Here is a 24,454-nt window from a genome sequence, read left to right as displayed (position 1 = left end):
AATCGATGGGACTGGTAGAATCGCCGCCGGTTCACACGAGGTTTTTCCATGCACGATCCCCACAGCGAACGCATGAGTAGCGGCGAGACCCGAGCAGCAAGCGGTCTGGCCCTGGTGTTCGCGTTCCGTATGCTAGGCATGTTTATGGTGTTGCCGGTGTTGGCGACCTATGGAATGGATCTCGCAGGAGCGACCCCCGCACTGATCGGCCTGGCGATTGGCGCCTATGGCCTGACCCAGGCACTTTTTCAGATCCCGTTCGGGATCATTTCCGACCGTATCGGCCGTCGTCCCGTTATCTACCTGGGGCTGATCGTGTTTGCTCTCGGCAGTGTGCTCGCGGCGCAGTCCGATTCGATCTGGGGTGTGATTGCCGGGCGCGTCCTGCAGGGCGCCGGGGCGATTTCCGCGGCGGTGATGGCGCTGCTCTCGGACCTGACCCGCGAACAACACCGTACCAAGGCCATGGCCATGATCGGCATGACTATCGGCCTGTCCTTCGCCGTTGCGATGGTGGTCGGTCCCTTGCTGACCCGCGCCTTCGGTTTGCATGGGCTGTTTCTCGCCACCGGCGGCATGGCGTTGTTTGGCATCGTGATCGTGGCCTTCATGGTGCCGCGCTCCACCGGCACGCTCGTGCACCGTGAGTCGGGCGTTGCGCGCAAGGCTTTACTGCCGACGCTCAAGCACCCGGACCTGCTGCGCCTGGATTTAGGTATCTTCGTGTTGCACGCAATGCTGATGTGCAGCTTCGTCGCGTTGCCTCTGGCACTGGTGCAAAAAGCCGGTTTGCCCAAGGAACAGCACTGGTGGGTGTACCTCACCGCACTGCTGATTTCGTTCTTCGCCATGATCCCGTTCATCATCTACGGCGAGAAGAAACGCAAAATGAAACGAGTTTTGCTCGGCGCCGTCGCGACGCTGATGCTCACTGAGCTATTCTTCTGGCAGTTCGGCGACAGCCTGCGGGCACTGGTAATCGGCACAGTGGTGTTTTTCACTGCGTTCAACCTGCTGGAAGCTTCACTGCCTTCGCTGATCAGCAAAGTTTCACCGGCCGGTGGCAAGGGCACGGCGATGGGCGTGTATTCCACCAGCCAGTTCCTGGGTTCTGCGCTTGGCGGCATCATGGGCGGCTGGATGTTCCAGCATGGCGGTTTGTCGGTTGTGTTCCTGGGATGCGCAGGTCTGGCTGCCCTCTGGCTAGCCTTTGCTGTTACCATGCGCGAACCTCCCTATGTGACGAGCCTGCGTTTGCCGTTATCGCCAGAAGCGATCCGCGAAGCCGGTCTGGTTGAGCGCCTCAAGGCCGTTACCGGGGTTACAGATGCCGTGGTTATTGCAGAAGAAGCCGCCATCTACATCAAATTAGACACCGAATTATTGGATCGCGCGACGCTCGAGCAACTGGTCAACCCAGTGCCGACAGCGCGCCCAGCCTAGGAGAACGTTATGGCCCGTGGGGTTAACAAAGTCATATTGGTCGGTACATGCGGCCAGGATCCCGAAGTTCGCTACTTGCCTAACGGTAACGCCGTGACCAACTTGAGTCTGGCGACCAGCGAACAGTGGACCGACAAGCAGACCAACGAGCGCAAAGAGAAAACCGAGTGGCACCGCGTGTCGTTGTTCGGCAAGGTCGCAGAAATCGCCGGTGAGTACCTGCGCAAAGGTTCGCAGGTCTACATCGAAGGCAAACTGCAAACCCGCGAGTGGGAAAAAGACGGCATCAAGCGTTACACCACGGAGATCGTGGTGGACATGCAAGGCACCATGCAACTGTTGGGCGGCCGTCCACAGCAGGGCGACCAGCAAGGCGGGGGCAACAATTACCAGCAGTCCGCTCCGGCCCCACGCCAGCAGGCTCCGCGCCCGCAGCAGTCGGCACCGCAACAGTCTCGCCAGGCGCCACCTCCGCAGCAGGCCGCTCCACAGCCGGCTCCGGATTTCGACAGCTTTGATGACGATATCCCGTTCTAGGTCCCAGACCCGAAGCGATCAAAACCCCCGCTGGCGAAAGCCTCGGGGGTTTTTTAATGCCTGTGATCACGCGTCCGTCGCGGCCGCTGTGACCACCATCTCCTTGAACCTGCGCAATACCGCTGAGCCGTCGCCAATTCGCGTGGCCAAATGCAACGGCGCCACCAGGCTCTGGCACTCGCTCAGTTCGCGATAAACAATGCCATCGCCGCGCAGTCGCTGCATGGAGGCGGGGACGATGGAGACGCCAAGCCCTGCAGCCACGAGGCTCAGGGTCGCGGTCATGCGTGGCGCTTCCTGCACCACCTGCGGGCTGAACCCCGCTTCACGGCAGGCCACCAGAATGGCGTCATACAAACCCAGCCCTACGCGACGGCGATAGAGCACAAAAGCCTCATTAGCCAATGCTGCCAAGGGTAACGGGTGCCCCGCATCAAGTGCCAAGGGATGATCAGTCGGCAGCGCCAGCAGCATCGGCTCCACCAGGATCGGTTCGTCCTGCAACTGTTGCGTGCCACTGAGCGGTGAGCGGATAAACGCCGCATCCAGTTTTTCCTGCACCAGCGCGTCCAGCAGTTCGCCGGTTCCTGCTTCTTCCAGTACCACCGAGACCCCCACAAAGGTCTCGCGAAACCGCCGCAGCACGCTGGGTACAAACGGATGCAACGCCGCCGAGCTGGTAAAGCCGATGGCGAGCCGGCCGCGTTCACCCCGCGCGGCACGGCTTACCACGTCGGCAACACCCTCGGCTCGCGCCAGGATGTCACGCGCCTCGTCCAGCAATGCGAGGCCCGCCGTGGTTGGGCGCACGCCGCGGGGCAGGCGCTCCATCAGCACCACGCCTAATTGCGTTTCAAGACTTTGCAGCAAGCGCGTCAACGGCGGTTGCTGCATGCCCAGGCGTTCTGCGGCGCGGGTGATGTAGCCTTCCTCGGCAATAGCCACGAAGGCTTTAAGCTGGCGAAGCTCCAACATAGGGATACTTTCAAGGTATGGGAGGTTGCCAATCCTGGCATTTGTTCTCATGGCTCACAAGACTTAGGCTGTGGCCACCTCTAACAAAGAAGGAACACCGCGATGACCTGGTCTGCCAAGCAATACACGATGTTTGAACAGCAACGTACCCGCCCGGTCCGTGACTTGGTCGCGGCCATTCCCAATACCGATGTGCGCAGCGCCGTCGACCTGGGGTGTGGCCCTGGCAATTCCACTGAAGTGTTGGCCGAGCGTTTCCCGCAGGCGCACGTTACGGGCATGGACAGTTCCGACGACATGCTGGTCGACGCCCGCAAGCGTTTGCCGAAACTGAATTTCGAGCTGGCAGACATCGGCGCCTGGAACCCAGGGCAGACATTCGATGTGATCCTCGCCAACGCTTCCCTGCAATGGCTACCTGACCACGCCACGCTCTATCCGCACCTGGTCGACCAACTGACACCCGGCGGCACCCTCGCCGTACAAACCCCGGACAACCTTGACGAACCTGCCCACCGGCTGGCCCGCGAAGTGGCGGCAGATGGCCCTTGGGCGGCAAAGATCGGAGCGGTCAAACACAACGAGCGACACACCGCCAGTTACTACTACGAACTGCTGAGTAAACATTGCAGCACCGTCGACGTGTGGCGCACCACCTATCAACACCCGCTGGCCGATCATGCGGCGGTGGTGGAGTGGTTCACGGCATCGGCATTGCGGCCGTTTCTTGCGCCGTTGACCGACAGCGAAAAAACCGCATTCCTACAGCAATACCAGGCGCGTATTACCCAGGCTTACCCGGCCCTGGCTGATGGCACTGTGTTGCTGCCTTTTCCGCGCCTGTTCATCATCGCAACCCGCTGAAAGCAAGCAAGCGATAGTCATTGCGCCGCCGCTTGCGCCTTCAAGTATTCATCCGTTGACACCACGCTGGCGTACCCAAAAGCCAGCGAGGCCATATAAGCGCCATGCACCTGCGCGGCCGCAATCACCTGGCCATTGAATGCCTGGTCGCGGGTCGCGCAGGCGTCGTGAATCAGCGTGACCTTGTAGCCCAAGTCCGCCGCAGCCCGCACCACGGCGTCGATGCACATATGGCTCATGTTGCCGACCACCACCACGTCAGTGATGGCGCGTTGTTCCAGCACGGTGCGCAGGTTCGTCCCGCGAAACGCGTTCACAAAGTGTTTAAGCACCACCGGCTCGTTGCCCTCATTGAGTACCTTGGTATGCAGGTGCGCGCCCTCGGAGCCTGGCGTGAAGAAGGGCGCGTCTTCGGTGGTGAACTCATGGCGCACATGGATGACGGCATTGCCCGCCTGGCGAAACGCCTGCAGTACCTGCGCGGCCTTGTCCGCCGCGGCTTCCACGCCATCGAGCGGCCACTTGCCCTCGGGGAAGTAATCGTTCTGGATATCGATGAGGATGAGCGCTTGCTTGGCCATGGGTGTCCTTATGATGGTTGGCAGTGCCTTGCATCTTAGCTGGCCCGTGGCCATCCACGCAGCCGCTTTGATGGCGGTGTCGTGCAGAACACCCTCCGTTTAAATCCCTGTCGTGCAGAATAAAACAGGCCTAGTGCCATCGCTGTTTGAGTAACTGTTTGATTTACCGGCCATCTTCGCAAACCTTGCCTTGGCGTGATCCATGCAACCTTACTCGCACACACATGGCAGGATCGCCAAGGGGGACGTATGACCCCGACTCAACGCAAAAAACGCGTAGTCGCCCACTCCACACGACACGGCGCGCCGCAACATGAAGTCGAAACCAATCGCGCCCTGGCGCGCTGGCTTGCGCAGATTCTTGGGCTTAAATTCGGCGGCAGCTATGACCCGCAGTTACACGCCGGCCTCGACTTGTACGTGTTGCCCACCCAAACCCTGGTCGGCTCAGACCAAGCGCGGCCGCTCAATGTCAAAGGGCCGGGCGATCTGTGGGGTGGTTATGTCGATCACGCATTCATCTGCACCAAAGCGATCACCCATGGCCTGGTGAGCCCTGACGCCACCGCGCCTGAAGGCTGGTCGCCGGCGTTTTGTGAGCGTGTGCGCACCGTCGTTCTCGACGGACTCAGCGTGTTTGCCCTTGAAGACGCGCTGCCTGCCGCCACGCGCTTGCTCTACAGCGGGCCGATCCGCGTGAAACCGGTACATGCCTGTGCCGGACGCGGCCAGGAAGTTATCCACAGCCTCGACGAGTTCGAGACCCTGCTGGCGCGGCCGCAAGCGGCGCAGTTATTCAGTGATGGCGTGGTGCTGGAGCAGGATCTGCACGATGTCACTACCCATAGCGTGGGCCAGAGCTTTATCGGCGATCACGTGTTCAGCTACTGCGGCGAGCAATACCTCACCCAGGACGGGCACGGTGAAGAGGTCTACGGCGGCTCGAGCTTGCTGGCGGTGCCCGGTGGCTACGACGACTTGCTCAAGCTCGATTTGCCCGACGATGTGCGTGAAGCCATCCAACAAGCCCAGGTTTTCGACAGCGCCGCCGATGAGGCCTACCCTGGTTTCTATGCCTCGCGGCGCAATTACGATATTGCCCAAGGCCTGGACAGTGACGGCCAACGTCGTAGCGGCGTGCTCGAACAATCCTGGCGCATGGGCGGTGCCAGCAGCGCGGAAGTCGCGGCGCTGCAGAGCTTTATCAATAACCCGGGCCTGCGGGCGATTCGTGTGTCCTCGGTGGAGACCTATGTGGACCAACCGCTGCCTGCGCACGCTATTGAGGTGTATCGCGGCCCGGCCGAAAACAGCGACTTTCTTCTCAAGTATGTGACGGTTAAACCTTATGACGGCTAGAAGCGAAAGCATTGCGATCGACATCGACGACGAACAGATGAGCGGCACCTTCCTGAGTCCTAAATCCAAAGTCCCCGGCGTGTTGTTTGTACACGGCTGGGGCGGCAGCCAGGAGCGCGACCTGGAGCGCGCCAAGGGCATCGCCGGGTTAGGCTGCGTGTGCCTGACCTTCGACCTGCGCGGCCACGCCGGTACCGGAATTCCGTTGTCGCGCGTCACCCGTGAAGACAACCTGCGCGACTTGCTGGCGGCCTACGACCGTCTGCTCTCACACCCTGCCATCGATACCTCGGCCGTGGCCGTGGTGGGCACCAGTTATGGCGGCTACCTGGCGGCGATTCTCACTTCATTGCGCCCAGTACGCTGGCTGGCGCTGCGCGTGCCGGCGTTGTACCGCGACCAGGAATGGCTCAAGCCCAAGCGCGAGCTGGATAAGGCCGACCTGATGGATTACCGCAGCACCCTGGTGCATGCCGAGACCAATCGCGCCCTGCATGCCTGCGCCAAGTTCAGCGGTGACGTGCTGATCGTCGAATCCGAAACCGACGACCATGTGCCCCATGCCACCATCATGAGTTACCGCGCGGCCTGCCAGAACACCCATTCGCTGACCCATCGGATCATCGATGGCGCCGACCACTCGTTGAGTGATCCGGTGTCGCAGCAGGCCTACACCTCGATCCTGGTGGACTGGATTACCGAAATGGTGGTGGGGGAGCGGTTGAGCATTATTCAATCACGCTGATGCAGTGCACTTTAGGCCGCTTTCGCGAGCAAGCCCGCTCCCACAGGTGACCCTATTTCAAGGATGTACTCGGTCGAATGTGGGAGCGGGCTTGCTCGCGAAGGCGCCAGACCAATCACCCCATATTCAAGCCGGTGTCTTCCTCACCCGCAACGCCTTGGCCTTGGCCTCCACCACCAGGTACATCACCAACGCCACCAGCAGCGGCAAAATAAAGTAGATCGCCCGGTAGGCAATCAACCCCGCAAGCAAACTGCCCCGCGACGCCTCATGCTGCATCAGCGCGATAAACACTGCCTCCAGCACCCCGAGCCCGGCCGGGATATGGGTGATCACCCCGGCAATCGCGCTGATCAGCAGCACGCCCAATACCAGCGGGTAGTCCAGCTTGGCGGGCAGCAACGTAAAGATCACCGCTGCCATCAACGACCAATTCAACGCACCCAGTGCCAACTGCAAACAGGCCATGCGTAACGACGGCAAGTTGATCTCGATGCCCTTGATCGACCACGCGCGTTTCTTTGCAAACTGGCAGGCCGCCAGATAACCCAGGCTGGCCAGCACCAGCAGCACGCCAATGCCTTGCAATGCGCCGCTGCTGACCTTCCAGCCCGGCGGCATGGTCACCAAACCGCTGCTGAACACCACGCCGGCCACGGCCATGTAGCCAAACCAGTTGGTGGCCAGGCTCAGCCCAAGAATCTTGGCGATATTGCTCGTGCTCACCCCGAGCCGCGAATACAGCCGATAGCGCATGGCAATGCCGCCGACCCACGCGCTCAGGTTGAGGTTGAAGGCATAGCTGATGATCCCCACCGGCAGGATCTGCTTCCAGCGCAAATCCTGGCGAATGTAGGTGCGGCCGATCAGGTCGAAGCTGGCGTAGACAAGAAAACTGCACAACGTCAGCCCGCCGGCGATCAACAGCGTGCGCAGCTTGAAGTCCGCCAGCGTCTGCAGCACTTCGCTCCAGTCGATACGCCGCGCGAGCAGGGTGAACAGCACAATCAGCAGTACAAAGAACGCTATCGTCAGCGGTTTCTTCCAGCGCTTGAACCGCGAGCCGCCGCTTTCAGTGCTCATGGGCCTGGCTCTCGAATGGCTTGAGGCGCGGTTTGTGTGCCGGCAGCCAGCCCGTCAGCGCGGGGAAGTGCCGCATCACATGGAACACTAAAAAGCCCACGGTCAATCGCCATAACCACAGGCGCGGCTTGCGCTTTTCCGGCATTGTCTGGCAATGATTGCGCGCCAGTGTTTCCAGGCTTTGGTACAGCTGTTGATTGAACGCGTGGTCACGAATCAGCACGTTGGCTTCCAGGTTCAGCGACAGGCTCAGTGGGTCCAGGTTGCTCGAACCCACGGTGCTCCAGTCGTCATCCACCAAGGCCACTTTGCCGTGCAGCGGGCGCTGGCAATACTCATGAATCACCACGCCATCCTTGAGCAGATAGTCGTACAGCATGCGCGCCGCGAGCTTGGCCAGCAGCACATCGGGCTGGCCCTGCATGATCAGTTGCACCTGCACGCCACGCCGCGCGGCATTGCGGATTTCACGCAGCAGGCGGTAGCCGGGGAAGAAGTAGGCGTTGGCAATCACCACGCGTTTTTGCGCCTTGCTCAAGGCGTGTATATAGGCCTCTTCAATGTCATCACGGTGTTGCAGGTTATCGCGGTAAATCAGCCGCACCAGGCCGTCGTCGGTGTGCGTCGGCCACGGCGATGGCCGTTGCTGGCGCCGTCGCCAGCCGCGTCGTGTGCGTACCTGGCGGCCACTTTGGGCGAGGGCGAAATGATGCAGGTCCGCCACGGCCGGGCCGCTCACTTGCACGGCATAATCCTGCTTGGCTTCGGGGCCGAAATCAGCCAAGTGGTCGGCCGAAAAATTGATCCCGCCGATAAACCCCACGGCGGCGTCCACCACCACAATCTTGCGGTGCAGGCGACGGAACCAGTTGGTGCGAATGCCCACTATCTTCGCTGCCGGGTCAAACATTTGCACCGTCACCCCGGCCTCGGCCAGTTCACCGAGAAAGGCGGGACTCAGCTCGCCGCAGCCAAACCCATCGAGGCTGACGATCACCTTTACGCCACGCTGCGCCGCCTCAATCAAAATGCCTTGCAGTTCGTGGCCAACCTTGTCTTCGAACAGAATAAAGGTCTCCAGCAAGATCTCCCGCTGCGCCTGGCGCATGGCCTCGAAGACGGCGGGAAAGTACGCCTCGCCGTTCTCCAGCAGCTCAATGCGGTTGCCCGGTTGCCAGCCGTAATCCAGGTCGCGGGCCTTGGCATCATCCGGCGGCTGGTCGGTGGCGATGTGTTCCACGGCGACACTCATAGCTCAATCTCCACCGACAACGGCACGTGGTCTGACAGATGGGACCACGGCCGCGTCGTCAGCGCCTTGGGGTTATGCACCTTGAGGTTGCGCACATAAATGCGATCCAAAGGCAGCAACGGCAAGCGCGCCGGAAAGGTGCGCGCCGGTTTGCCATGGGCCTCGATAAACACCTCCCTGAGCCCGCTTTGGCTCAGGTCTGCCTTCTGGCGCCAGTCATTGAAATCGCCGGCGACGATCAGCGCCGCGTCAGCCGGAATCTCGGCGATGCGCTGCTCCAGCAACCGCAATTGCTGTTGGCGATGCACCTCGCGCAGGCCCAGGTGCATGCAGATCGCGTGCACCTCCTGGCCGCTGCCCGGCAAGCGCAGCACGCAATGCAGCAGGCCACGGCTTTCATGGCCGCTCTGGGAAATGTCGAGGTTGTCGTAGCGGATGATCTGGAATTTGGACATCAGCGCGTTGCCGTGGTCGCCATGCGGGTAGACCGCGTTGCGGCCGTAGGCAAACTGCGGCCAGATGCTGTCGGCCAGAAACTCATACTGCGGCATCTTCGGCCAGTCGCTGTAACGCTGCGGGTGCCGCTCATGGGTGCCGTGGATTTCCTGCAGGAACACCATGTCGGCGCCCACGCTGCGCACCGCTTCCCGCAACTCGGGCAGGATAAAGCGTCGGTTCAACGCGGTGAAACCCTTATGGATATTCACCGTCAGTACGGTGAAGCGGGTGATGGCGGTGCTGGGCGTAACGGGCACCCAGTCGGCAATCGCAGCCATGATCGCTCCTGTGGATAAGTAAAGGGTGAAGCCTGTTTTATTGGCTGATGTTATTGGCTGACTGCGGCGGTTGGGGGAAAGTTTCGAGTGACCTACAGGCGGTGCGGTTAACCGATCGTTCCCACGCTCCGCGTGGTAACGCAGCCCGGGACGCTCCGCGCCCCTTGGACGCAGAGCGTCCGTAGATGCATTCCCACGCAGAGCGTGGGAACGATCAGCGCTCAAACCCGTCAGTTCCTTACAGACCCTGCTGAAGGAGCCCGGTGTTTTGCTGAATCTAAAGACTGCATTACTGCTCGTCGCGCTGTTGGTGTGTGGTAATGGCGCACTGCAAGCCGCGGCCGCGGCGCCTGCTGCAGCTGAGGCTCCAGCCAAGCCGGAGTTGCTGGTCGAAGGTGGCCTGCTCGGCGCCATCAGCTCCAGCATTGACGATGTGCAAGACAAACTCGACCTCAACCAGAACCTCATCGACGCCTGGCGCCTGCGCGCCGACCGCGCGGCGGATGAGGTCGGGCGGCTGGTCGATCAAACCGCCCAACGCTCGCCGTGGAGCGTGGCCGGGGACTTCCTGTTGCTCTCCGGGGTGTGGGTCGGCGCCTTTGCGGCACTCACGCTGCTCGGGCGCTTTAGCGTGCAGCGCCTCAGTCGGCGGCGTTTCGTTGCGCAGCGCGAGCGTCTGCAGGGCGTACTGGGTTACGTGGTGCCCTACACGATTCCAGCCCTGATCTGCCTGCCACTGACGCTTTATGTCAGCCACTTTTTACCCAGCTCCGTAGGCCGTGCGCTGGCGCTGTGTTTTGCCTATGCCACCAGCAGCGGCATCTTCTCCACGTCGATGCTGTTGTGCGTCATCGTCATGTTCAACGTCGGCCACAAACGCCCGGCTGTGCAGATTATTCGCAATTATTGCCCCAAGCCGCTGTTTCTGATCGGCTTTCTGGCCGCCCTCAGCGACGCGTTGACCAGCCCGCAGATCGCGCGCCAGTTGGGCGGCAATATCACCAGCAGTATCGCGGTGTTTACCGGCCTGTTCGCGGCGGTGATTTTCGGCGTGCTGGTGGTGCGCCTGCGCCGTCCGGTCGCGCATCTGATCCGCAATCGGCCGTTGGCCCAGCGCCTCAAACACCCGGCGCTGCAGCAATCGCTGCGGGTGTTTTCCGGGCTGTGGTATTGGCCGATTCTGTTGATGGTGCTGGTCTCGGCGATCAACCTGATCGGCGCTGGCGACGACAACCAGAAGGCCCTGCGTTGCGCGCTGTTCACTACGATTCTGTTGATCGGCACGGTGTTTCTCAGCACGGTGTTGCAACACCTGTTCAAGTCCCGCAGCCAGGTGGCGATCCAGCGCAGCAGTGCCTATAAGGAGCGCTTCCTGAGCTTGCTGCACGCGATATTGCGCATCGCCATGGCCATCGCGTTTATCGAAGTTCTTGGGCGTATCTGGGGCATCTCGCTCTTCGAGTTTGCCCAGCGCAACTCGGTGGGGCGGGCGATCAGCGATTCCCTCAGCAGCATCGGCCTGATCCTGCTGGTGACCTGGCTGTTCTGGGTGGTGCTCGACACAGCAATCCAGGAGGCGTTGAAACCGCCGGTGAATAAACGCTCCAGCCGCCAGCCCAGCACGCGGGTCAAGACCATCCTGCCGTTGCTGCGCAATGCGGTGAAAATCGTGCTGGTGGTGATCTGCGCGATCACCACCATGGCCAACCTGGGCATCAATGTCGCGCCGCTGCTGGCCGGTGCCGGTGTGGTCGGCCTGGCCATCGGTTTTGGCTCCCAGCAATTGGTGCAGGACGTGATCACCGGCCTGTTCATCATCATCGAGGACACGCTGTCGATCGGCGATTGGGTGGTGCTCGATTCCGGCCATGCCGGCACGGTCGAAGGCCTGACCATTCGCACCCTGCGCCTGCGGGACGGCAAGGGTTTTGTGCACTCGGTGCCGTTCGGGCAGATCAAGGCGGTCACCAACCAGTCGCGACAGTTTGCCTATGCGTTCTTCTCGGTGCAGTTCACCTACGACACCGATGTGGATAAGGCTGTAGAGCTGATCCGGGAGGCGGGCCAGTCGATCCGCGATGACGTGTTCCTCAAGTACAACCTGCAAGGTCCGCTGGAAGTGTTCGGGGTCGACAAGATGGACCTCAACGGCGTGGTGCTGACGGCGCAGTTCCGTACCGTGTCCGGCGGGCAATACGCTGTGAGCCGGGCATTTAACCAGCGCCTGAAAAAGCTTGTGGATAACTGTGATGAGGTGCACTTCGCGCAAACTTATCCACAGCAGGTTTGGCTGCCCAAGCGCTCCCCGCATGTAGATGAGCCGGGTGAAGAGGTGCCGGGTGCGGTGGTGTTGACCGAGCAGCACAGGCCTCAATGATGTAATGACTGTCAGGGCCTCATCGCAGGCAAGCCAGCTCCCACAGTTGGAATGCATTCCCCTGTGGGAGCCGGGCTTGCCCGCGATGAGGCCGGCAAGCTCCATACAGCTCTCAGCGCCTGATCAACTTCTCCTGCACCGCCTGCAAATCCTCCTCCAGCAACACCTGCTGCTTATCCGCAACCATCACAGCTGCCGGCAAGCCATCGCGATACACAATCCGATTGCCGCTCACCGCCGGCACTTTACTGCCCGGTAGCAAGGTGCCCACCAGATTTAATGGGTCAGCCCCGCACACCGCAATCAGACTGCCGTCATGCGGCCGGCGTCTTACCTCACGCAGCAATGGAATCGCCTCCGGCAACGCAAACTGTTCCCCTGCCAAACCACTCACAAACCGCCCGCCGCGAATCTCGCCCCGCGCCTCCAGGCGATGGAAGGTGCGCAGCAATTCGCGCCAGCTAGGCAGCCAGTCTGCTTCCCGCTCCAGCAACCGCCAGAACACCACGCCATAACGGCGAAGCAGGGTCATGGCTACATGCTCCAGGGTCTCGGCCGAATGCGCTCCGGCGGCGCTGGGCGAGCGGCGCACCAGGGCCCAGCGCCCGGCGTCGTCCATGCCGCCGATAAACGCCCCGCGCCCACGCCGGCTGCTGCGTGCCTGGCGTTTGCTGGCGGGCGTGGTCAAGGCCCGCAGCCCGGCAAAACTGTCGGCATTCACCAGCCCGGCGCCCACCAGTTCCTGCAAGGCGGTTTCCAGTTCGCTGCGCAACAGATGGGCTTCGTGCACCAGTTCGTCGAAAAACAGCGCGCCGTGCTCACGCAGCGCCAGGTGGACTTTTTGGGCCTTGGGCGACAGCGTGGTGCTGGCGGTCGGTTCGGTCAGCCCGCTCCACAACGGCACTTGGCTGCGCGGCAACAACACCACCGGCGTACTGCGCAGTGCCAGGGCGCCGGCCTTGTTGCTCAGGCGCGTCCACACCAGTTTGCCGCTGCGGCACAGCTCATCGAGCCAGGTGGAGGAATAGTCCTTGAGCCGCGCATTTAGCAAGTCGCTGTCCCAGGCCGAGGTGGCGGCGGCGTAACCTTCGAACTGCCCGACGATCTGCGGCAACATTGCGCTGCCCTGGCCACGAGTGCCGTCGGACAGGTGCTGCCAATCGAAAAGAAAGCGCATGAAATCCTGCAGCGCCACCGGCTCGATTTCCCGGCGCAGGCGCTTGACCGTATAGCGATGGATACGCGCGAGCAAATGCCGCTCGCACCATTGTTCCTGGGTGGCGCCGGGGCTGAAACGGCCGCGCAGTACGTAGCCTTCCCGCTCCAGGCGCGCGAGTGCCTGGCTGATATCAGCAGCCGGCAGCGCCAGCGGCGTGGCAATCTCGGCCAGGGTCAACGGGCCGAACCCGCCGAGGCGCGCGCGCAATACTTCGGCCAGCGCATCGTCAAAGGTCCAGGGTTCATCGAAGCCCGGCAGCAACGGCAAGCCGCTCGGATAGACCGCTTGCAGGCAACTCAGGCGCTCCACCGCCACCCACAGGCCATTGTCCAGTTGATAGGCGCGCCCGCCCTTGGCCAAGGCATGCAACCACTCGGCCCATTGCGGCGTGACTTCGTTGCTGGCGATACACGCCAGGCTCATCAACGCCTCATGCATTTCATCCAGGCCATGGGGCGCGGGCCAGGCTTCTTCACGCACGCCGGCAATGGCCTCAGCGTCCAGCGCGCCAAGGTCGTCGGTACTGTGCGGGTCGCTCCAGCGACGGTTGAGCACGGCCTGGGTGCGGCGCTCTTCCAATGGCGCGTCGTCGAGAAAGGTGTAGGGCCGCGCGCTGAGTATTTCGGCGGCCATGGGCGAGGGCGCCGGCAGGTCGCGGCTGATCAGGCGCACCTCGCCGCGTTCCATGCGCCGCAACAGCGTCAGCCAACCCTCGCTGTCCATGGCTTCGTGCAGGCAGTCGTCGAGGGTTTGCTCCACCAGCGGGTGTTCGGGGACTTCGCGCTCGCCGGCAAGGTTTTCCAGGCAGGCAATCTGGTCGGGAAACACGCTGGCGATCAGGTCTTCGCTTTTCATGCGCTGGATCTGCGGCGCCACCTTGCGCCCTCCGGTGTAGCGCGGCAACGCGAGTGCCACACCGGCATTCCAGCGCCAGCGCACGCCAAACAGCGGCGCATCCAGCACGGCCTGGATCAGCAGGTGCTCGGCACTGTTGCTGTTCACATAGCGCCACACTTCATCCAGCTCAAAACTGTGGCTGGTGGACAGCGACAGCACGATTGCATTCTCACTGGCGGCCGCCTGCAATTCAAAGTTGAACGTGCGGCAAAAACGCTTGCGCAACGCCAGGCCCCAGGCGCGGTTGATGCGGCTGCCGAACGGCGTGTGAATGATCAGTTGAGTGCCGCCGGACTCGTCGAAAAACCGCTCCATGATCAACGTGTCCTGGGACGGTAATGCGCTCAGCGCCAGGCGCGCACGGGCCAGGTAATCAAGGATCTGCTCGGCGCTGGCGTGGTTCAGGCCAAGGCTGGCGGTGAGCCAGTCTTGCGCGGGTTGCAGGTCACCGGGCGTGGTGCTGAGCAGGGCATCCAACTGTCCCTGAAAACGCGCGACTGCCGCCGACAACTCGTTGCTGCGCCCCGGCGCTTCACCCAGCCAGAACGGGATGGTCGGCGGTTGGCCGTGGGCATCTTCGACGCGTACTTTGCCGCTTTCTACCCGCAGGATTCTGTAGGACGTATTACCGAGCTGGAAGATATCCCCGGCGATGCTTTCCACCGCGAAGTCTTCGTTGACGCTGCCGATGTTCAGGCTCTGAGGCTCCAGCAATACGCTGTAGTCGGCGTTGTCGGGGATGGTGCCGCCGCTGGTCACGGCGGTCAGTTTGGCACCCCGGCGGGCGCGCAGGGTGTGGGTCACGGCGTCGCGGTGCAGGTAGGCGCTGCGGATGCCCTGGCGGCCGTTATAGCCGTCGGCGAGCATGTGCAGCAGCGCCTGATAGTGACGCTCATCCAGTGCGGCGTAGGGCGAGGCGCGGCGGATGAGGTCCAGCAGCGCCTGTTCCGGCCATTCGCGGGCGCTGACTTCGGCGATGATCTGTTGGGCCAGCACGTCCAGCGGGGCGATGGGGATGTGCAAGGTGTCCAGTTCGCCGCGCCGCACGCAGTCGAGCAGGGCGGCGCATTCGATCAAGTCATCGCGGGTGGTGGCGAACAGTCGCCCCTTGGGCGTGCCGCCGACCTGATGGCCGGAACGCCCAACCCTTTGCAGAAAACCGTTGATGGAACCGGGCGAGCCGATCTGGCACACCAGGTCGACCTCACCGATATCAATCCCCAACTCCAGCGATGCGGTGGCGATCAGCACTTGCAGCCCACCGGCCTTGAGCCGTTGCTCGGCGTCCAGGCGCAGCTCTTTGGCCAGGCTGCCGTGGTGCGCGGCCACGGCGGTCTTGCCCAAACGCTCGCTCAAGTGCCGGGCCAAGCGTTCGGCCAGGCGCCGGGTATTGACGAACACCAGCGTAGTGCGGTGTTCGCGGGCCAGCGTGGCGAGGCGGTCGTAGACCAACTCCCACACATCGTTGGCCATCACTGCCGAGAGCGGCACCGGCGGCACTTCGATATCCAGGTCGCGGGGGCGTGCGTGGCCTATATCGACGATGGCGCACTCACGCCCGCTGCCGACCAAAAAGCGCGACACCGCCTCGATAGGCTTTTGCGTGGCCGACAGTCCGACGCGGGTCAACGACTCGCTGCATAACCCTTGCAGGCGCTCCAGGCTCAGGGCCAGGTGGCTGCCGCGTTTGCCGGCGGCGATCGCATGGATTTCGTCGACGATCACCGTGCGCGTGCTGGCCAGCATTTGCCGACCGGAGTCCGAGCCCAGCAGCACGTAGAGCGATTCCGGTGTGGTGACGAGGATATGCGGCGGCCGTTTGCGCATCAGTGCGCGGTCTTTTTGCGGGGTGTCGCCGGTGCGCACGGCCGTACGAATAGTCAGCGGTGGTAAACCCATTGCCTGTAATTGCGCGGTGATACCGGCCAGCGGGTTTTGCAGGTTGATCTGGATGTCATTGGACAGCGCCTTGAGCGGCGACACGTACACCACCAACGTCTCGTCCGGCAGTTGACCGCCGTTGGCCAAGCCTTGATGCACCAGGTCATCGAGCACCGCCAGGAACGCGGTCAGGGTTTTGCCGGAGCCTGTGGGCGCGGCGATCAAGGTTGATCGGCGTTGGCGGATCAGCGGCCACGCCTGGGCCTGTGCGCCGGTCACCGAGGGGAAGGTGTTGCCAAACCAGGCACTGACGGCGGGGTGGAAGCCGTCCAATACCGTGTCGGTTGATTCGGGAAGGTTCATCTATTGATTGATACTGCCCATTCCAACAAGTTGCAATCAGGTACTTTGTCCGTGACGGTTGCGCTACAAACCCGCAAAATGCAACGATTCTGGCAACAACCTACGGCAAGGCGCACACGCCTGCCGATAATAACCATCGTTCCAAACAGACCGGGCCTGCTCAATCTATGCGAATGCGCCTTATGTTACTGGGCGGCGGGAATGCCCTCGGGCAGGCGCTGATTCGCCTCGGTGCAGAGGAAGACATCGGTTTCCTCGCACCTAAACCGCCCCAAGACGGCTGGGATGCCGCGAGCCTCACCCAATTGCTCGACGACACCCGTCCCGATGCGCTGATCAACCTCGCCTACTATTTCGACTGGTTCCAGGCCGAAGCAGTCAGCGAAACACGTCTGGCCGCACAGGAGTTCGCCATCGAACGCCTGGCCGAACTGTGCCAGCACCACAACATCACCTTGCTGCAACCGTCCAGCTACCGCGTGTTCGATGGCTCCCGCGCCACCGCCTACAGCGAAAAAGACGAGCCGGTGCCCCTGGGCCTGCGCGGCCAGGCGCTGTGGCGGATCGAGCAGAGCGTGCGCGCCACTTGCCCGCAACATGTGCTGCTGCGGTTTGGCTGGCTGCTGGATGACAGTGCTGATGGCACCCTCGGGCGCTTCCTGGCGCGTGCCGAGAAGCCGGATGAATTGCAGATGGCCGATGACCGGCGTGGCAACCCGACGCCGGTGGACGACGCGGCGCGGGTGATCATTTCGGTGCTCAAGCAACTGGATTGCGCGGCGCCGCTGTGGGGCACCTATCACTACGCTGGCCACGAAGCGACCACGCCGTTGGCGCTGGGCCAGGCGATCCTTACCGAAGCGCGCAACTTCCATCCGCTGGCGATCGAATCGCCCACCGCCCAGGCCCACGCGGCCCGGCCGGATGCGGCGGACGAGCCGCAGCACGCGGTGCTGGCCTGCAAGAAAATCCTCCACACCTTCGGCATCAAGCCACGGGCGTGGCGGGCGGGGTTGCCGGCGTTGCTGGACCGGTTCTACCGACATAGCTGAAGGCAACACAAAAAAATGTGGGAGCTGGGGTTGTGTGGGAGCTGGCTTGCCTGCGATAGCATCACCCCGGTATCACTGATACACCGAGGTGCCTGCATCGCGGGCAAGCCCGGCTCCCACACAAACCCAGCTCCCACATTGGGTTATGCAGTGTTGTTTAGAACTTGTAACCAATCCCCACCATGTAAACCATCGGGTCAACATCCACATTGACCTTGGCACGTGTGCCTTGGCCCAGCGCATTGTTATCCACCGTCGCCTTGGTGCTGATGTCGATATAACGCGCCTGGGCGTTGATCATCCACTTGTCGTTGATCATGTAGTCGGCGCCGATCTGCGCGGCCCAGCCCCAGGAGTTTTCGGCCTTGAAGTTGCTGAAACCGGCTTGTTCGGCGCGGCTGCCGACGTGCTCGTCGTAGATCCAGGTGTAGTTGATACCGGCGCCTACATACGGCTGGAACGCGGACTTGTTGTCCAGTGGGTAGTAAACGACGCTCAAGGTTGGCGGCAGGTGCTTGAGCGTACCGAGCTTGCCGTTGGCGGCACCCAGGGCGGTGTTCTTGATCTTCACGTCATGCTCGAACGGCGTGGCGGCCAGCAGTTCGATGCCGATGTGGTTGGTGATCATGTAGGCGAAGTTGAGGCCCAGTTGGGTGTCGCTGCTCATGGTCGCCTTGCCGCCCAGGTTGGTGCCGGCCAATGGGCCTTGGTCAACCTTCACATGGCCGCTGTCTGCTTTCGGGTTCACGGTGATTGCACCGGCGCGAATCAGAATGTCACCCGCTTCGTGAGCGTGTGCGACAGGGGCGGCGAGGGCAAGCGCGAAGAGGGACGCGCCGAGCAGAGACTTGTTCATGGGAGCTCCAAAAGGACGTTAAAAGTTGTACGTCCAATGGTAAAGATCGTTCCGTCCGATCTTTTGACTCAGCTCAATGAAAGCTCGATCAATCACTTGCACCACTGATCAAAAATGTGGGAGCGGGCTTGCTCGCGAAAGCGGTCAGTCAGTCGATGAATTGGTTGACTGACACACTGCATTCGCGAGCAAGCCCGCTCCCACATTTGATCTTGGGTGTTCCTGGGAAGGCGTTATTCCTGCAGTTCGTAGACGTAAATCTTCTCGGCATCCATCTGGTAACCGGCATCGGCCAGCTCACTGGAAGACGGCTTGACCTGCATCGCACCTTCGATCCAATACGGCTGATACAGCTCATCCAGCTTCACGCCGACTTCGCTTTTGACATGCACGATCTGGTTCGATGGCGGCGGCGGCACGTGGATGCACGCTCCAAAGTACGGCACCAGCAAAAACTCGGTGGTGCGGCCTTCTTCGCTGACTTCCAGCGGCACGATATAGCCCGGCAAACGGATGTGCTTGCCGTTAAGGCTCTGCACTACCGGCGCGTTGGGCAGTTCCTGTTTGGCCGCAGGCGCCGCTTCCACCGAGAGCGCATCGGCCATGTTCGACAGGTCGTGCAGCGGTTTCATATTGGGGATTTCCGGCGGCGCGTCCGGCGGGATCATTTCCTGCCACGACAGGTCCTTGGGCTGCTCGTCGGCCCAGGCGGGCACCACCACCAGCAGCAACAGCGCAAACAGGGCACGACGCATTGACAGCTTCCTCATAAACGTATGGACAGGCCATCGGCCAAAGATTGCCGATAGGCGCGCCACGCGGGCACGCTGCCCATCAACAGCGCTGCGGCGAGGATACCGGCGAGCAAGGTCCATTCATATTCGCTGGGCCACGACATCGGCAGGTCCAGGCCGTAGTTGGCCTGCAAATACCCACGTGACGCCGCGATGCACAGGTACAGCAGGCCCACGCCCGCCACTACTCCAGACAAGGCCAGCGCGAAGGCTTCGAAGATCAGCAGTGTCGCAATGTGCCACGGCCGTGCGCCCACCGAACGCAAAATCGCCATCTCGCGGCGGCGTTCATTGAGGCTGGTGAGGATCGCCGTGAGCATGCCGATCAAGCCCGTCAGCACCACGAACAGCGAGATCACGAACAGCGCTTTTTCGGCGGTGCCCATCATGCTCCACAGCTCTTGCAGCGCCACGCCGGGCAGAATCGCCAGCATCGGCTCGCCACGGAATTCATTGATCTCGCGTTGCAGCGCGAAGGTGGAAATCTTGTTGTTCAGGCCGAGCATAAACGCGGTGATCGCCTGCGGTGTGAGGTCCATATTGCGCGCCTGGTCCGCACTGATACGGCCTTTGCCCTGGGCCGGCACGCCGTTGTGCCAATCGATATGGATGGCCTCCATGCCGCCGAGGCTGATGTGCAGCGTGCGGTCCACCGGCGTGCCGGTGCGCTTGAGAATGCCGACCACGGTGAACGGTTTGTCATCGTGCTTGACCAGGCTCACCACTGCTACACCGTGGGCCAGCACCAGCTTGTCGCCAAGCTTGTAGTGCAGTGCATCCGCCACTTCAGCACCGAGCACTACTTCGAATGGGTCGGTGGCGAAGGCGCGGCCGCTGGCCAGTTCGAGGTTCTGCTTGCGGCCGTATTGGTAATGCTCGAAGTAGGATTCGTTGGTGCCCATCACCCGGTAGCCACGGTGCGAGTCGCCGAGGGAAATCGGGATCGCCCATTTCACCTGCGGGCTGGCGGCGAAGTGCTCGAAGCTGTCCCAGCGGATGTTATTGGTGGCGTTGCCGATACGGAAAACCGAGTACAGCAGCAAATTGACCGAGCCGGAGCGGGCGCCGACGATCAGGTCAGTGCCGCTGATGGTGCTGGCGAAACTGTTGCGCGCCTCTACGCGCACGCGTTCCACAGCGAGTAGCAGGCACACTGAAAGGGCGATGGCGAAGGCGGTGAGGATCGCGGTAAAGCGGCGGTTAGCCAGGCTGGCCATGGCTAGACGGAACAGATACATCTCAAACCTCTGCGAGCGTGGCGGCGCGATTGAGTTCGGCCAGCGACAGGTGGCGGTCGAACAGCGGCGCGAGGCTCTGGTCATGGCTGACGAATAACAGGCTGGCGCCGGCCTCGCGGCATTCGGCAAACAACAGCCGGATAAACGCTTCGCGGGCGTCGTAATCCAGGGCCGAGGTGGGTTCGTCGGCGATCACCAGTTCCGGTTGGCCGATCAACGCACGGGCGGCGGCCACGCGTTGTTGCTGGCCGATGGACAGCGAGTCGGCGCGGCGCTCCAGCAGGTCTTTGTCCTTCAAGCCCAAATGTGCCAGCAAGGTCGCGGCGGCCTGGTCGACACTGCCATGGCGCTGAGTCGCCCGCTGCGCACGCAGCTTGGAAAAGTGACACGGCAGCTCGACGTTCTCGCGCACGGAGAGAAACGGCAGCAGGTTGAATTGCTGGAATATGTAACCCGTGTGATCAACGCGGAAGCGGTCGCGAGCGCCGGCCGAGAGTTCGGTCAGCTCCTGGCCGAGCAGACGGATGCTGCCACGGCTGGGTTTCTGCACGCCGCCCAACAGCCCGAGCAAGGTGGTTTTGCCACTGCCGCTCGGGCCTTTTAGAAACAGGGTTTCTCCCGCTTCCAGGCGGAACGCGGGGATGTCCAGCAACTGCGGGTGGCCGGGCCAGTTGAAGCCCAGGTCAGACAGTTCGATCAGTGCTTGGGTCATGTGAAATCAATATCGCCTGGTTGTAGAGCGTGGCGCCGATCCAATGTGGGAGCTGGCTTGCCTGCGATGACGGCGGCACATTCAATATCGATGTGTCTGTTATACCGCTATCGCAGGCAAGCCAGCTCCCACATTGACCGTGTTTCAAATCAGAATTTAAGAGTGGCGGTCGTGGCCGTCGCTTCAACACCTTGCTGGCCGCTTGGGCCGATCAGTTGTACCTGAATCTTCTGGGTGGCAGGGAAGGTCTTGAACACTTGAGTCAGGTCGAGGTTGCTCAGAGCCGTCGGCGTGGCGCAGGTGAACTGGTAGTGGGCGTGGATTTCGCTGTGGTCGTGATGATGTTCGTGGGCGGCGGCGCCTTTGCCGTCGGTGGCGTGGTCGTCATCGTCTTCATCATGATCGGCTTCAGGCTTGTCGCCGAACAACGGGCTGTTGAGTTCCTGGGTGCTGATCACACAACCGGCAGATTTGGGCAGGTTGAACAGCGCCAGTGGGTTTTCCAGCTGCTTGCGCGCGGCGGCGACCTTGGCTTTGTCGGCAGGCGTGGTGGCCTTGTGTTCAAAGCCCACAAGGTTCATGGCCGGGCTGTCGAATTCCAGCTCAAGCGCCTGGCCGTCGAGTACCGCATTGAGGCGGCCGACACCATGCTCATGGGCACCAAGGCTGCCGTGTTCATGCTCATGATCGTGTTCATCGGCGGCGTGGGCGATGGCCAGGGGCAGTAGGGCAAACGGCAGGGCAAGCAGCAGACGGCGCATGAGAAGGCTCCATAAGATGAAAGTTTTGTTATGTGATCTTATAACAATATTCGCGCCAGTTTGAACGCCCGCTTGGCGATGCGCAAGTCGCGTGGGAGCATACGGGTCGGAAAACTGCGGGAGTAAGTGCGATGTTGCGAATTCGTGGAACCGTCGGTGACTTGCCGGTGGATTTGACCCTGGAACTCGATGACGGCGATTGGGCGCGCCTGGGCGCCCACTTGCAGGCAACACCGGCGCCAAGCACGCCCGCTGTGGCGCCGGTCAAACAGAACGATGATTTGTGGCAGAGCGCCCAGGACTTGCTGCGCAAGGCCGGGCAACTCAATGGGCTTGAGTTGCTTGATCAGCTTGAGGGCTTGGCGGGCGATGCGGCGTCAGGCAAACGCCTGCTGGTACGCCTGCGCCACAGTGCTCGTGTGAAAGTGGCCAGCGGCGGGGATACGCCGCTGTACAGCTGGATCGGCGATTAATACAGCGCGGCGAACAACTTGCGACGGTACACCGTGACCAGCGGGTGGTCATTGCCCAGCAATTCGAACACCTGCAGCAAGGTCTTGTGCGGCAAGCCTTCGCTGTAGCTGCGGTTGCGGACAAACAGCTTGAGCAAGCCTTCCAGCGCGGCGTCGTATTGCTGGCGCGCCAGTTGCTGAATCGCCAGTTGGTAGGCTGCTTCATCGTCCTGCGGGTCTTGCGCCAGACGGCTTTTCAAGTCGGCGGCATCCGGCAGGTCGGCGGCCTGGCGCAGGAAGGTGATTTGCGCCTTGGCGCCGGCGAGGGCGGCTTTATGGTCGTCGCTTTTCACCGCGTCGAGCACGGTTTGGGCTTCGCCCAGCTCACCACGTTCTGCCAGGCAGCGTGCGTACAGAATCAACGCGGCGGCGTTCGTGTTGTCTTCACCCAGCAGCGCCACCAGCACCGCTTCGGCATCGCTGACACGGCCTTCGGCAAACAACGCCTGGGCCTGTTCCAACGGGTCAGCCGCCTTCGGTGGCGGCATCTTCACGTGTGGCTCCAGCATCGCTCGCACGGCCGACTCCGGTTGTGCCCCGGCAAACCCGTCCACCGGCTGGCCGTCCTTGAACAGCACCACCGTGGGCAGGCTTTGAATGCCAAAACGCGCAACGATATCCTGCTCGGCTTCGCAATCGACCTTGGCCAACAGCAACTCGCCCTGATAACTCTCGGCGATTTTCGCCAGCATCGGCATCAGCGCCTTGCACGGCGCGCACCACTCGGCCCAGAAATCCACCAGCACGGGTTTTTCGAATGAGTTCTGAATCACTGCCTGGTCGAACGTAGCAGTGGTGGCGTCGAAGATGTACGGCGTGGGCTCACTCATGGGACGTCTCGAATAAAGCGGGAATGGGGCAACTATAAGGGCTGGCGAGGTTGGCTGAAAGCATGATGAGTACCAGCCAGCTCCTACTGGAGCATGCGTTCAACTGTGGGAGCGGGCTTGCCCGCGATGGCCTCAAGCGCGCCGCGAATGGTACAGGCTCACCTTGCGAAACTCCCAAGGCTCGGCCAGGTCCGGCAGTGTCAGCGCATCAAGGATGCCCAGGCGCTGATAAGCCGGGTGCTGGAAGTCGCGCACCCGTGAGTCGGCCACCAGCGCTTCGCGGCCGCGCGTCAGGAAGTGGTCGAGCAGCGGCAGGTTGGCGCGGTCGTAGAGCACGTCGGCCACCAGGATCAGGTCGAAGCGGTCGACCTCGGCGAAAAAGTCGGCTGAGTAACTCAGCTCCACACCATTGAGTTCTGCATTTGCCCGGCAGGCGGCCAGGGCCAGCGGGTCAAGATCGCAGGCCACCACTTCCAGCGCGCCCGCTTTAACCGCCGCTATGCCGGCCACACCGGAACCGGCGCCAAAATCCAGCACGCGTTTGCCCGCCACCCACTCGGGATTCGCCGCCAGGTAGCGCGCCAGCGCCAATCCGCTGGCCCAGCAAAAACTCCAATATGGCGGTTCATGCAGGATGCGCCGGGTCTCTTCCTGGCTGAAGGCACGGTCCATGTTGTCTGCGTCCAGCAGCCACAACGACAGCTCGGTGCCCGGCAGCGGGCAGGGCACCAGTTGCGCGTCGCCGATCAGTTCGCTCAGGGCGCGTTGCAGGTCAAGCGGTGGCGTCATGGCGCCGGGACGAATTGCAGCGGGCCGGTGGTCTGGGTGATCGCCTGGGTGATGCGCACCGCGGGCAGGTGCAGGATCAACTGACCTGACTGGCTGGCGCGACCGCGCAGTTCAACCCGTGCACCGGCTGGGAAAGCTTCTGGGTTGAAACGCAGGCGGAAGGCCAGGGGCTTGCCGTTGCCGCTGAGTACGCTGCTGGCGAGCAGTTGTTGCGGGCGGTTGCGCTCATCGATCACCAGCATGGCCAGTTCGACTTCGGCGTTGGCCGGCACGCCATTCAGGGTGCCGTTGATTTCACGCTGGTAAGCCGGCAAAGGGCCGAGGTCTTCAATGCCCGGCACTTTTTTCTCTTGAACGGGCGTCGGTTGCGGTGTCGATGGTTTCGGGGCTTGGCTGCTGCAGGCGACCAGAAAACTGAACAGGGCGAGTAAAACAAGTGGTCGTAACTGCATGTACGGCTCCAGAAAGGACAAAATCCGTGGCTTAAAAAGTATGAAACATAATAGTCAGCCTATATACCGTAAAGGCTATGGCTTGTCTTGCCACGGGGATGCGCTA

The 24,454-nt window shown here is 62.0% G+C and carries 22 protein-coding genes; 8 read left to right on the top strand and 14 right to left on the bottom strand.

Annotated elements, in window-relative coordinates:
- The first annotated feature begins 48 nt into the window (after positions 1 to 48).
- A complete protein-coding gene (locus tag K0H48_RS24140; protein WP_219269475.1) occupies positions 49 to 1,443 on the top strand; it encodes an MFS transporter in 1,395 nt (464 codons plus the stop codon).
- Between the two features lie 9 nt (positions 1,444 to 1,452).
- Positions 1,453 to 1,980, top strand: a complete 528-nt coding sequence (locus K0H48_RS24135; RefSeq protein ID WP_056861897.1) for a single-stranded DNA-binding protein — start codon at positions 1,453 to 1,455, stop codon at positions 1,978 to 1,980.
- Positions 1,981 to 2,046: 66 nt separating this feature from the next.
- On the opposite strand, the gene K0H48_RS24130 is transcribed toward K0H48_RS24135, so the two are convergent.
- A complete protein-coding gene (locus K0H48_RS24130) occupies positions 2,047 to 2,955 on the bottom strand; it encodes a LysR family transcriptional regulator (RefSeq protein WP_219269474.1) in 909 nt (302 codons plus the stop codon).
- A 102-nt stretch (positions 2,956 to 3,057) separates the two neighbouring features.
- Here K0H48_RS24130 and tam point away from each other — a divergent pair, with 102 nt between their 5' ends.
- Positions 3,058 to 3,819, top strand: coding sequence for a trans-aconitate 2-methyltransferase (gene tam, locus K0H48_RS24125; protein WP_219269473.1), 762 nt, complete (start codon positions 3,058 to 3,060; stop codon positions 3,817 to 3,819).
- Positions 3,820 to 3,836: 17 nt separating this feature from the next.
- On the opposite strand, the gene K0H48_RS24120 is transcribed toward tam, so the two are convergent.
- Positions 3,837 to 4,400 carry a cysteine hydrolase family protein gene (locus K0H48_RS24120; protein WP_219269472.1) on the bottom strand — a complete coding sequence of 188 codons (564 nt, stop codon included), beginning with the start codon at positions 4,398 to 4,400 and terminating at the stop codon, positions 3,837 to 3,839.
- A 249-nt stretch (positions 4,401 to 4,649) separates the two neighbouring features.
- Between K0H48_RS24120 and K0H48_RS24115 the strand changes: the two genes are divergently transcribed.
- Both K0H48_RS24115 and K0H48_RS24110 read left to right on the top strand, forming a co-directional pair.
- Positions 4,650 to 5,759: a DUF3182 family protein gene (locus K0H48_RS24115; protein WP_219269471.1), complete on the top strand. Its 1,110-nt coding sequence runs from the start codon at positions 4,650 to 4,652 to the stop codon at positions 5,757 to 5,759.
- Positions 5,749 to 6,504, top strand: coding sequence for a S9 family peptidase (locus K0H48_RS24110; RefSeq protein WP_200432050.1), 756 nt, complete (start codon positions 5,749 to 5,751; stop codon positions 6,502 to 6,504). The genes K0H48_RS24115 and K0H48_RS24110 overlap by 11 nt, the downstream gene beginning before the upstream one ends.
- A 126-nt stretch (positions 6,505 to 6,630) precedes the next feature.
- Here the strand turns inward: K0H48_RS24110 and K0H48_RS24105 are convergent, their stop codons facing one another.
- From K0H48_RS24105 to K0H48_RS24095, 3 genes are read right to left on the bottom strand one after another with little or no spacing between them, the layout of a single operon-like run.
- Positions 6,631 to 7,587, bottom strand: a complete 957-nt coding sequence (locus tag K0H48_RS24105) for a lysylphosphatidylglycerol synthase domain-containing protein (RefSeq protein WP_219269470.1) — start codon at positions 7,585 to 7,587, stop codon at positions 6,631 to 6,633.
- Positions 7,577 to 8,839, bottom strand: a complete 1,263-nt coding sequence (gene clsB, locus K0H48_RS24100) for a cardiolipin synthase ClsB (RefSeq protein ID WP_219269469.1) — start codon at positions 8,837 to 8,839, stop codon at positions 7,577 to 7,579. Before clsB ends, K0H48_RS24105 begins: the two co-directional genes overlap by 11 nt.
- Positions 8,836 to 9,615, bottom strand: coding sequence for an endonuclease/exonuclease/phosphatase family protein (locus K0H48_RS24095; protein WP_219269468.1), 780 nt, complete (start codon positions 9,613 to 9,615; stop codon positions 8,836 to 8,838). Before K0H48_RS24095 ends, clsB begins: the two co-directional genes overlap by 4 nt.
- Positions 9,616 to 9,883: 268 nt before the next feature.
- Here K0H48_RS24095 and K0H48_RS24090 point away from each other — a divergent pair, with 268 nt between their 5' ends.
- The gene (locus tag K0H48_RS24090) at positions 9,884 to 11,992 is read left to right on the top strand and encodes a mechanosensitive ion channel family protein (protein ID WP_219269467.1); all 2,109 of its coding nucleotides are present in this window, start codon (positions 9,884 to 9,886) and stop codon (positions 11,990 to 11,992) included.
- Positions 11,993 to 12,104: 112 nt separating this feature from the next.
- On the opposite strand, the gene K0H48_RS24085 is transcribed toward K0H48_RS24090, so the two are convergent.
- Positions 12,105 to 16,352: a DEAD/DEAH box helicase gene (locus K0H48_RS24085; protein WP_219269466.1), complete on the bottom strand. Its 4,248-nt coding sequence runs from the start codon at positions 16,350 to 16,352 to the stop codon at positions 12,105 to 12,107.
- Between the two features lie 167 nt (positions 16,353 to 16,519).
- Between K0H48_RS24085 and K0H48_RS24080 the strand changes: the two genes are divergently transcribed.
- Positions 16,520 to 17,404 carry a sugar nucleotide-binding protein gene (locus K0H48_RS24080; RefSeq protein ID WP_219269465.1) on the top strand — a complete coding sequence of 295 codons (885 nt, stop codon included), beginning with the start codon at positions 16,520 to 16,522 and terminating at the stop codon, positions 17,402 to 17,404.
- Positions 17,405 to 17,561: 157 nt separating this feature from the next.
- Here K0H48_RS24080 and K0H48_RS24075 read toward each other — a convergent pair whose 3' ends face one another.
- From K0H48_RS24075 to K0H48_RS24055, 5 genes are all read right to left on the bottom strand, one after another.
- Complete coding sequence (locus tag K0H48_RS24075; RefSeq protein ID WP_017135983.1) at positions 17,562 to 18,260, bottom strand: OmpW family protein; 699 nt, start codon at positions 18,258 to 18,260, stop codon at positions 17,562 to 17,564.
- A 233-nt stretch (positions 18,261 to 18,493) separates the two neighbouring features.
- Entirely contained in the window at positions 18,494 to 19,015 is a 522-nt protein-coding gene (locus tag K0H48_RS24070; RefSeq protein ID WP_056861907.1) for a DUF3299 domain-containing protein, read from the bottom strand.
- An 11-nt stretch (positions 19,016 to 19,026) separates the two neighbouring features.
- Positions 19,027 to 20,292 carry an ABC transporter permease gene (locus K0H48_RS24065; RefSeq protein ID WP_138813647.1) on the bottom strand — a complete coding sequence of 422 codons (1,266 nt, stop codon included), beginning with the start codon at positions 20,290 to 20,292 and terminating at the stop codon, positions 19,027 to 19,029.
- Between the two features lies 1 nt (position 20,293).
- Positions 20,294 to 21,004, bottom strand: coding sequence for an ABC transporter ATP-binding protein (locus tag K0H48_RS24060; RefSeq protein WP_219269464.1), 711 nt, complete (start codon positions 21,002 to 21,004; stop codon positions 20,294 to 20,296).
- A gap of 149 nt (positions 21,005 to 21,153) precedes the next feature.
- Complete coding sequence (locus K0H48_RS24055; RefSeq protein ID WP_219269463.1) at positions 21,154 to 21,765, bottom strand: DUF2796 domain-containing protein; 612 nt, start codon at positions 21,763 to 21,765, stop codon at positions 21,154 to 21,156.
- A gap of 131 nt (positions 21,766 to 21,896) precedes the next feature.
- Between K0H48_RS24055 and K0H48_RS24050 the strand changes: the two genes are divergently transcribed.
- Positions 21,897 to 22,238, top strand: a complete 342-nt coding sequence (locus tag K0H48_RS24050) for a hypothetical protein (protein WP_219269462.1) — start codon at positions 21,897 to 21,899, stop codon at positions 22,236 to 22,238.
- On the opposite strand, the gene trxA is transcribed toward K0H48_RS24050, so the two are convergent.
- The 3 genes from trxA to K0H48_RS24035 form a co-directional block, all read right to left on the bottom strand.
- Positions 22,235 to 23,107, bottom strand: coding sequence for a thioredoxin (gene trxA / locus K0H48_RS24045; RefSeq protein ID WP_219269461.1), 873 nt, complete (start codon positions 23,105 to 23,107; stop codon positions 22,235 to 22,237). The two genes, K0H48_RS24050 and trxA, sit on opposite strands and share 4 nt — an antisense overlap.
- 132 nt (positions 23,108 to 23,239) lie before the next feature.
- Positions 23,240 to 23,896, bottom strand: coding sequence for a methyltransferase (locus K0H48_RS24040; protein WP_219269460.1), 657 nt, complete (start codon positions 23,894 to 23,896; stop codon positions 23,240 to 23,242).
- Positions 23,893 to 24,348 carry a YbaY family lipoprotein gene (locus tag K0H48_RS24035; protein WP_219269459.1) on the bottom strand — a complete coding sequence of 152 codons (456 nt, stop codon included), beginning with the start codon at positions 24,346 to 24,348 and terminating at the stop codon, positions 23,893 to 23,895. Before K0H48_RS24035 ends, K0H48_RS24040 begins: the two co-directional genes overlap by 4 nt.
- Positions 24,349 to 24,454: the final 106 nt, after the last annotated feature.

The sequence above is a fragment of the Pseudomonas sp. Xaverov 259 genome, assembly GCF_019352915.1.
In the GTDB taxonomy this organism is placed as follows: domain Bacteria; phylum Pseudomonadota; class Gammaproteobacteria; order Pseudomonadales; family Pseudomonadaceae; genus Aquipseudomonas.
Note: the sequence above shows the minus strand (reverse complement) of the source record. Positions and strands in the feature narration are given on the sequence as shown.

Excerpts from the sequence above, each read along its gene's own strand:
- K0H48_RS24140 (WP_219269475.1), top strand. The coding sequence starts at position 49 with ATGCACGATCCCCACAGCGAACGCATGAGTAGCGGCGAGACCCGAGCA.
- K0H48_RS24135 (WP_056861897.1), top strand. The coding sequence starts at position 1,453 with ATGGCCCGTGGGGTTAACAAAGTCATATTGGTCGGTACATGCGGCCAG.
- K0H48_RS24130 (WP_219269474.1), bottom strand. The coding sequence starts at position 2,955 with ATGTTGGAGCTTCGCCAGCTTAAAGCCTTCGTGGCTATTGCCGAGGAA.
- tam (WP_219269473.1), top strand. The coding sequence starts at position 3,058 with ATGACCTGGTCTGCCAAGCAATACACGATGTTTGAACAGCAACGTACC.
- K0H48_RS24120 (WP_219269472.1), bottom strand. The coding sequence starts at position 4,400 with ATGGCCAAGCAAGCGCTCATCCTCATCGATATCCAGAACGATTACTTC.
- K0H48_RS24115 (WP_219269471.1), top strand. The coding sequence starts at position 4,650 with ATGACCCCGACTCAACGCAAAAAACGCGTAGTCGCCCACTCCACACGA.
- K0H48_RS24110 (WP_200432050.1), top strand. The coding sequence starts at position 5,749 with ATGACGGCTAGAAGCGAAAGCATTGCGATCGACATCGACGACGAACAG.
- K0H48_RS24105 (WP_219269470.1), bottom strand. The coding sequence starts at position 7,587 with ATGAGCACTGAAAGCGGCGGCTCGCGGTTCAAGCGCTGGAAGAAACCG.
- clsB (WP_219269469.1), bottom strand. The coding sequence starts at position 8,839 with ATGAGTGTCGCCGTGGAACACATCGCCACCGACCAGCCGCCGGATGAT.
- K0H48_RS24095 (WP_219269468.1), bottom strand. The coding sequence starts at position 9,615 with ATGGCTGCGATTGCCGACTGGGTGCCCGTTACGCCCAGCACCGCCATC.
- K0H48_RS24085 (WP_219269466.1), bottom strand. The coding sequence starts at position 16,352 with ATGAACCTTCCCGAATCAACCGACACGGTATTGGACGGCTTCCACCCC.
- K0H48_RS24080 (WP_219269465.1), top strand. The coding sequence starts at position 16,520 with ATGCGAATGCGCCTTATGTTACTGGGCGGCGGGAATGCCCTCGGGCAG.
- K0H48_RS24075 (WP_017135983.1), bottom strand. The coding sequence starts at position 18,260 with ATGAACAAGTCTCTGCTCGGCGCGTCCCTCTTCGCGCTTGCCCTCGCC.
- K0H48_RS24070 (WP_056861907.1), bottom strand. The coding sequence starts at position 19,015 with ATGCGTCGTGCCCTGTTTGCGCTGTTGCTGCTGGTGGTGGTGCCCGCC.
- K0H48_RS24065 (WP_138813647.1), bottom strand. The coding sequence starts at position 20,292 with ATGTATCTGTTCCGTCTAGCCATGGCCAGCCTGGCTAACCGCCGCTTT.
- K0H48_RS24060 (WP_219269464.1), bottom strand. The coding sequence starts at position 21,004 with ATGACCCAAGCACTGATCGAACTGTCTGACCTGGGCTTCAACTGGCCC.
- K0H48_RS24055 (WP_219269463.1), bottom strand. The coding sequence starts at position 21,765 with ATGCGCCGTCTGCTGCTTGCCCTGCCGTTTGCCCTACTGCCCCTGGCC.
- K0H48_RS24050 (WP_219269462.1), top strand. The coding sequence starts at position 21,897 with ATGTTGCGAATTCGTGGAACCGTCGGTGACTTGCCGGTGGATTTGACC.
- trxA (WP_219269461.1), bottom strand. The coding sequence starts at position 23,107 with ATGAGTGAGCCCACGCCGTACATCTTCGACGCCACCACTGCTACGTTC.
- K0H48_RS24040 (WP_219269460.1), bottom strand. The coding sequence starts at position 23,896 with ATGACGCCACCGCTTGACCTGCAACGCGCCCTGAGCGAACTGATCGGC.
- K0H48_RS24035 (WP_219269459.1), bottom strand. The coding sequence starts at position 24,348 with ATGCAGTTACGACCACTTGTTTTACTCGCCCTGTTCAGTTTTCTGGTC.